The organism is Paraburkholderia bengalensis, assembly GCF_037126505.1.
Classification (GTDB): Bacteria; Pseudomonadota; Gammaproteobacteria; order Burkholderiales; family Burkholderiaceae; genus Paraburkholderia; species Paraburkholderia bengalensis.
In genome coordinates this window covers 25756-36906 of the sequence record NZ_JACFYJ010000085.1, presented here as the reverse complement: position 1 = coordinate 36906, position 11151 = coordinate 25756, and the positions used below count along the sequence as shown (strand labels likewise).

Here is an 11151-nt window from a genome sequence, read left to right as displayed (position 1 = left end):
AATTTCGGCGCCTTTTTCCGCGGCGCGCTGCTTCAGGCGAATGGCCGCCGACAGGCCTGCAGGACCGCCGCCGACGATCACGACGTCATACTCCATCGATTCACGTGGCCCGTATTGCTCGACCCACTTCGCATCCGTCATCGATCAACGCTCCACGCCCGCAATGGCAATCGAAACCAGTCGGGCGCCCAGCCCAACCGCGTGCAGGTCGATCTCTTCACGCCGGCCCTCGAACCAGATGCCCGTCATCGGCGGTAGGGACACTCTATTGAGCACCGAGCTACCGACGCGCCATTCGCCCGCAACGCAAAGCACGATCTGAGTCGACGCCGGGGTGACACGCAGCGAATGGGTCGCGACGCTCACCGCAGCCTGAAACGCGCCACGACGTGTCATCACGTTGAGCACGTTCAAGGGCTGCACGGACATGCTCGCCCACATCAACAGATCACCGGAAAACTGCACCGGCTGAAAAGGCCGGGCGACCGACTCGCCGTCCTGCGAATGCAGATCCACAGTGCCTTCATCGAGCAACACGAGCGTGCGATCGAGCCCGGTAAACAGCGAAAACTTCGACGATCCATTGAGCGTCGCGATACTGACGCGCCAGTCCATCGCGTGATCGTCGGCGGATTGCAGCGCGACCGTGCGGGTCGTGCCGCCGCCGTTCGCCCATGGCTCGGGCGCGAGCTTCGAGCAATCGAAGAAGTGAATTGACTGATGCGAAGGCAGCGCCGTGGTTCCATGACGCCGCACAGACACACGTTCACGCGACAGTGCGTCGATCATCATGCGCTCCTCGCTGCGACGCGCGCTTCGAGTCCGCTGACGGTCTCGAACAGATCGCCGACGAGACCGACATCCGCGACCGAAAAGATCGGCGCATCCGGGTCTTTGTTGACCGCGACGATCAGCTTCGAATCCTTCATGCCCGCCAGATGCTGGATCGCGCCGGAGATGCCGAAGGCCAGATAGACATCGGGCGCCACCGTCTTGCCCGTCTGCCCGACCTGCGCGGCGTTGGGCGCATAGCCGGCATCGACGGCGGCGCGCGACGCGCCGAGCGCAGCGCCCATGTTGTCCGCCAGTTCGCCGAGCCGCTGCATGTTCTCTTTCGATCCGAGTCCGCGACCGCCTGCCACGACGACACGCGCGCTTGACAGATCCTGTCCCGCCTGCTGCGTCGCATGACGCTCGATCAGCGTCGTGTTGCCGAAGACTTCCGGTGCTTCGAGCGTCACGATGGTGGCGTGTCCGCCGTCGCGTGCAACGGGCGCAAACGACGATGCGCGAAACGTCGCGAACGTCAGCGCGCCTTCGCTTGCGACGTTCGCCACGACGCTGCCCGCATACAGACCGCGCACGAAGTGGCCATCGCGGGATACACCCGTGACATCCGCGAGAAACGCGCTACCCGCACGCGCCGCTGCGCGCGGAAACGCGCCACGAGCCAGCGCGCGATGCGCGGCAGCGATCAACGTATAGTTTGCCGAAACAGAATCACCTTGCAGTCCGGCGGCGAGCGACTCAGCCGTCGGCGCGGTATCGAACGCCGCCAGCAGCACCTGTTCCACACCCGCAATTTGCGCGGCTGCTTGTGCAGCGTCGGCGTCGAAGGCGAGCAGATCGACAGGCTTGCCGATCTGCAGCGCTGCGCCGATCACGCGCAGGCTCGCGTCGCTGACGACGCCGTTGTCGATATCCACCAGAACGAGCGATCTCATGCTGCCACTCCTGTTTGTTCGAACACACGCTGCGCGGCGATCGCCTCGATCAAGGCGGCCGTATCCGCGACCTTGATGCCCGCCTGCCGCGCGGGCGGATCGCTCAAGCCAACGAGGCGGGTTCGCGGCGCGAGATCCACGTTGAAGATGCTTGCATCGATTGTCCTGAGCGGCTTTTGTTTCGCCTTGACGATGCTCGGCAGCGTCACACGCCGCGGCTCGGCAAGCCGCAGGTCCGCGCTGACGACGGCAGCGCCTTCGAGACGCCACGTCGCCGTGCCCGCGTCGTCGCCGCAGGTCACGCGCCAGCCATTGGTGTCTGCGTCGATCGCGCTCGCGTCGAGCGCCTGCGGCCAGTCGAGCAGGCCCGCGAGCATCGCGGCGACGCCGCCCGTGTCGTCGTCGATGGCCTGCTTGCCGCACAGCACGAGACCGTATCCTTCGTGCGCCGACAGGTACGCGTGTAGCAGACGTGCGACCGCCAGCGAATCGAGTGTCGCGGTGTCTTCGCCCGTATCGATCAGTACGGCGTCGTCGGCGCCCATTGCGAGCGCGGTGCGCAGCACGTCCTGACAGTTCGCCTGTCCGCAGGTGAGGACGGTTACATGGGTAGCGTGTCCCGCTTCCTTGAGTTGCAGCGCCTTTTCAACGGCGCATTCGTCGAACGGATTGAGTGACATCTTCAAGCCGTTGGTATCGATCGAGCCGGTTGCGCTGACGCGCACACGCACATTCGGATCGACGACGCGTTTGACAGGAACCAGAATCTTGATGGTCATGACGGACTCCACGAATCAGGACACGGCGCCCGAACCATACTTGCCGACGAGCAATGCGCCCGTCGAGAAGCGGTCGAGCGCGTAGGGCGCGAGCGAGACATCCGTTGGCTGGCCGAGCGCATGCTGGGCAAGCAGCTTGCCGATGCCGGGCGACAGCTTGAAACCGTGCCCTGAGAAGCCAAAGCCGACCACCAGCCCTTCGACATCGCCAACCTTGCCGAGCACCGGATTCCAGTCCGGCGTGACGTCATACACACCTGTCCACGACGATGCGAGTCCCGCCGTTTCATAAGCAGGAAAACGCTCGGCGACCTGCGCACCGACTTCCGCGACGTAGTCGAGCGAGATGTCGCCCTGTTCTGTCTCCGGCGCATTCAGCGTCTCGCCCACCACGCCTTCGGAGACGAGCATCTGACTGCCGCCGTAGCTGCGGAAATACAGCATGCCGGGCGAGCCGAGATCCTTGAACGCGGGCATCTTGAACGTGTACGCACCTTCGTCGCATTCGAGCGCGAGGACGGTGTGGCGCTCCGGCTTGACGGGCAGCGGCACGCCGATCCAACCAGCCAGTTCGGGCGTCCAGATGTTCTGCGTGCTGATCAACGTGCCGCAACTGAAGTTGCCCGCGCTGGTTTCGACGCCGACCACGCGTCGTCCTTCGCGGATCACGCCCGTCACCGTCGCGCCTTCGATGATCTTCACTCCGCGGCGGCGTGCCGATCTGGCGAAGCTGGTCGCGACCAGATACGCATCGGCGAAACCGGCTTCGGGTTCGTAGCCGATCAGGGCGGTGTCGTCGAAGCTGGCGATGGGCAGACGCTCGCGCGCTTCATCGCGGCCAAGCAACTGCACTTCGATACCCATGTCGCGCTGTGCATCGAGCGATGCGCGCAGCGGATCGAGCTTGTCGCCTTCGGGCGCGCAGATCATGTAGCCGCATTTGACGAGGCCACACGACGCTTCGTCGTCGCCGACGTATTCGGCGAAATTGTTGAACGCCCACCACGACGAACGCGCCAGCTCGACGTTCTGGCGCACGGAATAGTGCGTGCGCAGCAATCCCGACGATTGCGACGTCGTGCCCGCGCCGATCGTGCCGCGCTCGAGCACGAGCACGCTTTTAGCGCCAAGGGCGGCGAGATGGTGGGCGACCGACGCGCCGATCACGCCGGCGCCGATCACGACAAAGTCATAGTGGCTCATGGAGACCTCTGGAAGGGCAATGGAGCCGATTCTAGAAAGCCAAAGCGCGCGCGAATTTTGTATTAGGCAAACTTATGCTGCGTGCCCGAAAACGCTCATCGTGAGTGCGGGACGTTTTTGAAGGGTCACCATGCGTCGTCGCCGGGCGGCGCGTGCCGGCCCTCGACGACACTGGAGTCAGGATGAGACGAACCCAAACGCCAATCGATCTGCGCGCGCTGCAGGCTTTCGTCGCCGTGTGCGAGACGGGCTCGATGACGGGCGCGGCAAAGCAGCTCGGCGTGAGCCAGAGCGCGATCAGCCAGGCCGTATCGGCGCTGGAGCGTGAGCAGGGCATGACGCTGTTCGACCGCGACAGCCGCCCGCCGCGCCCGAATATCGCGGGCCGGGCGCTGCTCGAACTGGCGGGGCCGCTGCTGGAACATGCGCAGATGGTGACGACGCGGATCGGCGATGCGTCCAATGCGGGGAAGCTGCCCGTGCGGCTTGGCTGCGTCGATTCGTTTGCAGGGACGGTCGGTCCTGAACTGATTCGTGCGGTGTCCAATTCGACGCGGCAGATTTCGTTGTGGTCGGGACTTACGCCGGGCTTGTCGAAGCAGTTGCACGACCGCGAACTCGATATCGCCGTGTGCACGCAAACGACGCTCAACGATGCGCGGATCGTCGAAGCGCCGCTGTTTTCAGAGGCGTTCGTGGCGGTGGTGGCGCGCAGTCATATCGCGGGCCGCGCGCAGATCGACTGGCGCACGCTGGCGGACGACCTGCCGTTGATCCGTTACACGGCGCGCTCGGTGATTGGCCAGCAGGTGGAGCGATTTGCGCGGCATCTGGGTATCGACAGTCCGCGCCGGTATGAATTCGATGCCACCGATCCGCTGCTGAGCCTCGTGGCCGCGCGCCTTGGCTTCGCGATCTCGACGCCGCTGTGCCTGTGGCAGGCCCGTCATTATCTCGACGAGATAGCCGTGTTGCCGCTGCCGTCGGGGCGCCTCGGCCGGCGTGATTTTTTTGTGTTGCACCGGCAGGGCGAGTGGGATGACTTCGCTGGTGAAATCGTCACGTTGACGCGCGCCGTGATCGACCGTTCGATTCAACCGGCGCTCGCGCGCGCGTTGCCGCAACTGCCCGACGACGCGCTGCGCTGATTCTTCATGGAGTGATGCCAATGAATGAGCTGTACATGTTGCAACGTGGCGCTGCACCGCTGCTGGTTTCGATTCCGCACCTGGGGCATAGCATTCCGCCGGCGATGCAGCATCTCTATACCGACAAAGCGCTGACCTTCGTGGACACGGACTGGCATCTCGACCGTCTCTACGATTTCGTGTCGAAGGAGTTGGGCGCGACTTTGCTCGGCGCGAACGTGTCGCGTTATGTGGTCGATCTGAACCGGCCATCGAACGACGAGAGCCTGTATCCGGGGCAAACCACCACAGGCCTCTGCCCGACCGAGACGTTTCGCGGTGAGCCAGTTTATCGCGCGGGCTGCGAGCCGGACGCGGATGAAAAACAGCGGCGCGTTGCACAGTTCTGGGCTCCGTATCACGACACGCTGCGCGCGGAACTCGCGCGTCTGCGTGAACGGCACGCGAATGTGCTGCTTTGGGAAGCGCATTCGATTGCGAGCGTGTTGCCGCGTCTGTTCAACGGCAAGCTGCCCGATCTGAACCTCGGCACGCAGGACGGCCGCACGGCAGCGCCCGCTTTGCAGGCAGCGGCGCAATCGGCGGCGGCGCGAAGTGACTTTACGTGGATCGCGAATGGCCGCTTCAAAGGCGGCTATATCACGCGTCATTTCGGTTCGCCACGCGACGGCATCCACGCAATCCAGTTGGAGATGTGCCAGTCCACTTATATGAGTGAAGAAGCGCCCTTCGCATATGAACCACGGGGCGCCGAACGCGTGCAGCCTGTGGTGCGCGCGATGATCGAAGGCGCGCTGGGAGCGTTGCAGACTTTATAAGCAACGCTGATACAGCGTCGTAACCGGCCTTACCGTGTCAGTGCAGATGCGCACCAGATTCACGATTCGGCCGCACCGCGGTCAGGCAGGCGCAGTGGCAGTGCAAACGATGTCGAACGGAGCCGAATGCCTCAATGCGCCGCCGGTGTTTATTCGCAGGAACTTTTGATTCCCTTTAATAAACATGGCATGGACGTTGCATAAAGAAGGACGAAGCAGGTGCAGTTCACTCGGCGGCAGTCTGAGAGTAGACGAAGATCGACAGGAACTGGATCGGCGTCTTGATCAGCCGTTCGGGACCATGCGGTACGTCGCCCCGGAAGGTGAGCGTGTCGCCCGGATGCAGGATGTAGGTTTGCTGGCCGTGGCGGTACTCGATCACGCCCTTGAGCATATGGATGAATTCGGTGCCGGGGTGTTCGAAGACGGGGAAGCGTTCTGCCTCGTCTTCCATCGTGATCAGGAACGGCTCGAAGAGTTTGCGCGGTCCCTGGTCGTAGGCGAGCAGATGGTAGGTGTGGCCGCGTTTCGTGCCCTTGCGGACGACCTCCATTCCAGCGCCCTTCTTGACGAGTTGGGCGCCACCGTGCGGTACGTCGAAGTTGCGAAACAGCGTCGACATCGACACGCCCAAGGCCTGCGCAATGCGGTTGAGTACGTCGAGTCCGGTGGAAGTCTGCGCGTTTTCGATTTTCGAAAGCATTCCGCGGCTGATACCGGCCTGCTCGGCGACCTGCGCGATGGTCAGTCCATGGGACTGGCGCAACTCGCGGATCGTCGAGCCGAGATAACGTTCGAGCGGTGATTTGCTGTCGTCCCCGTTTTGCATGGTTGGCCTCGATGAAAAGGCAAGGTTAGCAGATCGCGACGTCGCGCCATGTATCGAAGGGAAGGCTCAGTCGCGCCCGATAGGTTTCAGGTGGGGAATCATTGTTGCATAACAATAAATTCCACCGCGAACATGCGGACATGCCTGCAGTGCGCCGATGGCGTCGCGGCATGCTCGTGCAGCCGGGTCATGCGCAGGTCGCGTGGCTTTTTCAAACCAGCGAAGGATGTTGTTGCAAGGAGTGGCGATGAACCTGAACGACGCGAGCAAGCTGCCCGTCAACGAGCTAGGAAGCGTGCCGCGCTTCGAGACGGCCGAAGACGCGCAAGCCTGGCTTTCACAGCAGGGCGTGAAATACGTGCTGGCGCAATTCGTCGATATTCACGGCGTGGCGAAAGCGAAGTCAGTGCCCGTTGCGCATCTGAAGAGCGTGCTGAAGGCGGGCGCGGGATTCGCGGGTTTCGCGATCTGGGGCGTCGGCATCGAGCCGAACGGTCCCGATTTCATGGCTGTCGGCGATCTGTCGACGCTCACGCCGATGCCGTGGCAAACGGGCCTGGCGCGCATCGTTTGCGACGGGCATGTGGATGGCAAACCGTGGACTTACGATTCGCGCGTGACGCTGAAGAAGCAGGTCGCGCGCATGACCGAGCGCAACTGGACGCTTTTTACCGGCCTCGAACCTGAGTTCTCGCTGCTGCGCCGCTCGGTGTCGGGCGTGCTCGAACCGTGCGACCCGAGCGATACGCTGGCCAAGCCGTGCTACGACTACAAGGGGCTGTCGCGCACGCGTGCCTTCCTGGAAAAGCTCACCGAATCGATGCGCGACGTCGGCATCGACGTGTATCAGATCGATCACGAGGACGCGAACGGTCAGTTCGAAATCAACTACACGTACACTGATTGCCTGACGTCGTGCGATCACTACGTGTTCTTCAAGATGGCCGCCTCGGAGATCGCTAACGAACTCGGCATGATCTGCTCGTTCATGCCGAAGCCGTTCGCGAACCGCCCGGGCAACGGCATGCACATGCATATGTCGATCGGCGATGGCGAGCGCAATCTGTTCGCCGACAAGAACGATCCGCTCGGCATGGGGCTGTCGAGGCTCGGCTATCAGTTCACGGCGGGTCTGCTTGCGCATGCGCCCGCGCTGGCGGCGCTGTGCAATCCGACCGTCAATTCATACAAGCGCCTCGTGGTGGGCCGCTCGCTGACGGGTGCGACGTGGGCGCCTGCCTATGTCAGCTACGGCGACAACAACCGCTCGACGATGGTGCGCATGCCAGGCGAGCGCATCGAACTGCGTCTGCCCGATGGCTCGTGTAACCCGTATCTCGCGACAGCGGCCGTGATCGCGGCGGGGCTGGATGGCATCGAACGCGAACTGTCGCCGGGTCAGCCTGCTAACGACAACCTCTACACGTGGTCGCCGCAACAATTGCAGGAACGCGAGATTGGCGTGCTGCCGCAGAACCTCGAACAGGCACTCGACGCACTCGAATCAGATCGGTTGATCTGCGACGCGCTCGGTCCCGTTGCCGACGAGTTCCTCAAATTGAAGCGCATGGAATGGCTCGAATACATGCGTCACGTCTCGGACTGGGAGCTGAAAAGCTACCTCGAATTTTTCTAGGCATCACGAGGAGGAAGAATATGTGTGGAATCGTAGGTCTGCTGGTGAAGACACCGGCACTACGCGAACGGCTCGGCGAACTGATGGTGCCGATGCTGATCGGCATGACGGAGCGCGGTCCGGATTCGGCGGGTCTTGCTGTGTTCGGCAAGGCAGTCGATGCGAGCCAGCGCAAGCTGAGTCTGTACGCGGGCTTCACGGAAGAAGGCGATCGTTTTGCATGGACGCCGCTGCTCGACGCGTTGAATGCCGCGATGGATGTGACGGCGCGTATCGACGCGAAAGGCAATCACGCCGTGTTGACGCTGCAAGGCAATGCGGAAAACGTAAAGCGCTGGCTGCACGAGCATTATCCGAAGCTGTATCTGCTGTCGACCGGACGTTCGATCGATCTCTACAAGGACATCGGCACACCCGCGCAGGTTGCGGATCGTTATGACTTTGCGAACCTGAAGGGCTCGCATCTGGTTGGCCACACGCGGATGGCGACGGAATCGGCTGTGACGCCGGATCGCGCGCACCCGTTCACGGCGGGCGAAGACTTCTGTCTCGTGCACAACGGCTCGCTGTCGAATCCCTATGGCGTGCGTCGCAAGCTGGAGCCGCAAGGCATTCACTTTGATACCGACAACGATACGGAAGCCGCTTGCCGCTTTCTCGAATGGCGTCTGCGTGAAGGCGATGCATTGCCGGAAGCGTTGCAGAAGGGGTTCGAAGAACTCGACGGCTTCTACACGTTCCTGATGGGCACGACCACGGAACTCGCGCTGATTCGCGATCCGTTCGCGTGCAAGCCCGCCGTCGTCGCCGAGAACGACGACTACGTGGCGATCGCGTCCGAGTTCCGCTCGCTCGCGCATCTGCCCGACATCAAGAACGCGAAAGTATTCGAACCCGCACCCGAGGAGATGTATGTATGGAAAGCGTGACATTCGACCTTGAGCGCGGATCGGTCAGGGAAGTGAACCAGTATCTGCACGGCGATGCCGCTGCGCTCAAAGACCAGCAGATCACCGTGACCTCGCCGAACGGCGCGCACAACATTGCGGTGGGCGTCGATGCCGACGTGACGATCACGATCGACGGCCACGCGGGCTACTACGCGGGCGGTATGAACAAGCACGCGAACATCGTGATCGAAGGCAGCGCGGGTACGGGCGTCGCCGAAAACATGATGAGCGGCAAGGTGCATGTGAAGGGCTTCGCGTCGAATGGCGCGGGTGCATCCGCGCATGGCGGGCTGCTCGTGATCGACGGCGATGCGGGTTTGCGTTGCGGCATTTCGCTGAAGGGCGGCGATATCGTCGTCGGTGGATCGGTGGGGAGCTTTTCGGCGTTCATGGCGCAGGCGGGCCGCATGGTGATCTGCGGCGATGCAGGCGACGCACTCGGCGACTCGCTCTACGAAGCGGTGCTGTACGTGAAGGGCGATGTGAAATCGCTCGGTGCGGATGCGCAGTTCGAAGCGATGACAGATGCGGACTTCGCGGCAGTTGCCTCGCTACTCGACGCAGCCGGCCTGAAGCACGATCCGCACGCGTTCAAGCGCATTGCTTCGGCACGCACGCTCTATCACTGGAACGCGGACGCGGACCAGGAATACTGAACACCGCATACGAGAACGTCCCCATGGAAAAGCCCATTCATTTCGCCCGCTTGCAGCAGGAAGAGTCGCAAGGCTACGACCGCAAGACGATCGATTACATCCATACCGCTGCACAGCGCGGACTCTATGAAATCCGTGGTCTCGGTGCCAAGCGCCGCGTGCCGCATTTCGACGACCTGCTGTTTCTCGGCGCGTCGTTGTCGCGCTATCCGCTCGAAGGCTATCGCGAGAAGTGCGCGACGCAGACGTTGCTCGGCACGCGCTTCGCGAAGAAGCCTGTCGTGCTCGACATTCCCATCACGATTGCAGGCATGAGCTTCGGCGCATTGTCGGCGAACGTGAAGGAAGCATTGGGCCGCGCGGCCACGGCAGCCGGCACGTCCACCACGACAGGCGACGGTGGCATGACACAGGAAGAGCGTCAGTCGTCGAAGACGCTGGTGTATCAGTGCCTGCCGTCACGCTACGGCTTCAATCCCGACGACGTGCGCCGCGCCGATGCCATCGAAGTCGTGATTGGCCAGGGTGCGAAGCCGGGCGGCGGCGGCATGCTGCTCGGACAGAAGGTCAATCCACGCGTGGCGTCGATGCGTACGTTGCCCGCCGGTGTCGACCAGCGTTCGGCCAGCCGACACCCTGACTGGACCGGCCCCGACGATCTCGCGATCAAGATTCAGGAACTGCGCGAAATCACCGACTGGGAGAAACCGATCTATGTCAAGGTCGGCGCGACGCGCACATTCAACGATGTGAAGCTTGCCGTGCACGCGGGCGCGGACGTGGTCGTGATCGACGGGATGCAGGGCGGCACGGCGGCGACGCAAACGTGCTTCATCGAAAACGTCGGCATTCCGACGCTCGCCGCCGTGCGTCAGGCCGTCGATGCGCTCGAAGACCTGAACATGAAAGGCACGGTGCAGCTGATCGTATCGGGCGGCATTCGTACGGGCGCCGATGTGGCCAAAGCGCTCGCACTCGGTGCCGATGCCGTGGCGATCGGCCAGGGCGTGCTGATGGCGCTCGGCTGCAATAGCGACACATACTTCAAGGACGGCACGCTGCATTCCGCTACGGCCGATTACGCGGCGCTCAACACGTCGCCGGGTTTCTGCCATCACTGTCATACGGGCAAGTGTCCCGTCGGCGTGACGACACAGGATGCCGTGCTCGAACAGCGCCTGCAACCCGAAGAGGGTTCGCGTCGCGTGCGCAACTATCTGAAGACGCTGAACATAGAGCTGACGACGATCGCACGCGCTTGCGGCAAGCAGAACGTCCATCACCTGGAGCCGGAAGACCTCGTCGCGCTCACGGTAGAAGCGGCAGCGATGGCGCGTATTCCGCTGGCGGGCACGTCGTGGATTCCCGGTCAGAAGTATTGATAGCGAAGTGATGCGGCGGGCGTGCG

General features: G+C 62.8%; 12 protein-coding genes. 6 read left to right on the top strand and 6 right to left on the bottom strand.

The window, feature by feature from the left end; translation table 11 throughout:
* From H3V53_RS33510 to H3V53_RS33490, 5 genes are all read right to left on the bottom strand, one after another.
* Window positions 1-141 (bottom strand): FAD-dependent oxidoreductase (locus tag H3V53_RS33510; RefSeq protein ID WP_336601504.1); only part of this gene is annotated, 141 nt, incomplete at its 3' end.
* Window positions 142-144: 3 nt separating this feature from the next.
* The gene (locus H3V53_RS33505; RefSeq protein WP_336601499.1) at window positions 145-792 is read right to left on the bottom strand and encodes a HutD/Ves family protein; all 648 of its coding nucleotides are present in this window, start codon (window positions 790-792) and stop codon (window positions 145-147) included.
* Complete coding sequence (locus H3V53_RS33500; protein ID WP_336601498.1) at window positions 789-1724, bottom strand: electron transfer flavoprotein subunit alpha/FixB family protein; 936 nt, start codon at window positions 1722-1724, stop codon at window positions 789-791. Before H3V53_RS33500 ends, H3V53_RS33505 begins: the two co-directional genes overlap by 4 nt.
* Window positions 1721-2497 (bottom strand): electron transfer flavoprotein subunit beta/FixA family protein, encoded by a 777-nt coding sequence (locus tag H3V53_RS33495; RefSeq protein WP_336601503.1) that lies wholly within the window; start codon window positions 2495-2497, stop codon window positions 1721-1723. The genes H3V53_RS33500 and H3V53_RS33495 overlap by 4 nt, the downstream gene beginning before the upstream one ends.
* A gap of 21 nt (window positions 2498-2518) precedes the next feature.
* Window positions 2519-3706 (bottom strand): NAD(P)/FAD-dependent oxidoreductase, encoded by a 1188-nt coding sequence (locus tag H3V53_RS33490; RefSeq protein ID WP_336601497.1) that lies wholly within the window; start codon window positions 3704-3706, stop codon window positions 2519-2521.
* Window positions 3707-3888: 182 nt separating this feature from the next.
* Between H3V53_RS33490 and H3V53_RS33485 the strand changes: the two genes are divergently transcribed.
* Together H3V53_RS33485 and hutG are read left to right on the top strand one after the other, a co-directional pair.
* Window positions 3889-4854 carry a LysR family transcriptional regulator gene (locus tag H3V53_RS33485; protein ID WP_336601496.1) on the top strand — a complete coding sequence of 322 codons (966 nt, stop codon included), beginning with the start codon at window positions 3889-3891 and terminating at the stop codon, window positions 4852-4854.
* Window positions 4855-4874: 20 nt separating this feature from the next.
* A complete protein-coding gene (gene hutG, locus H3V53_RS33480) occupies window positions 4875-5672 on the top strand; it encodes an N-formylglutamate deformylase (protein WP_336601495.1) in 798 nt (265 codons plus the stop codon).
* 226 nt (window positions 5673-5898) lie between these two features.
* Here hutG and H3V53_RS33475 read toward each other — a convergent pair whose 3' ends face one another.
* Window positions 5899-6501, bottom strand: coding sequence for a helix-turn-helix domain-containing protein (locus tag H3V53_RS33475; protein WP_336601494.1), 603 nt, complete (start codon window positions 6499-6501; stop codon window positions 5899-5901).
* A gap of 247 nt (window positions 6502-6748) precedes the next feature.
* Between H3V53_RS33475 and glnT the strand changes: the two genes are divergently transcribed.
* The 4 genes from glnT to H3V53_RS33455 are packed head-to-tail and all read left to right on the top strand — an operon-like array spanning window position 6749 to window position 11125.
* Entirely contained in the window at window positions 6749-8137 is a 1389-nt protein-coding gene (gene glnT / locus H3V53_RS33470; RefSeq protein ID WP_336601493.1) for a type III glutamate--ammonia ligase, read from the top strand.
* A 20-nt stretch (window positions 8138-8157) separates the two neighbouring features.
* Window positions 8158-9066, top strand: a complete 909-nt coding sequence (locus tag H3V53_RS33465) for a class II glutamine amidotransferase (protein ID WP_336601492.1) — start codon at window positions 8158-8160, stop codon at window positions 9064-9066.
* On the top strand, window positions 9054-9743 hold the full coding sequence (locus tag H3V53_RS33460; protein WP_336601491.1) for a GltB/FmdC/FwdC-like GXGXG domain-containing protein: 690 nt from the start codon (window positions 9054-9056) through the stop codon (window positions 9741-9743). Before H3V53_RS33465 ends, H3V53_RS33460 begins: the two co-directional genes overlap by 13 nt.
* A 23-nt stretch (window positions 9744-9766) precedes the next feature.
* Window positions 9767-11125, top strand: coding sequence for an FMN-binding glutamate synthase family protein (locus tag H3V53_RS33455; protein ID WP_336601490.1), 1359 nt, complete (start codon window positions 9767-9769; stop codon window positions 11123-11125).
* The last annotated feature ends 26 nt before the right edge of the window (window positions 11126-11151 follow it).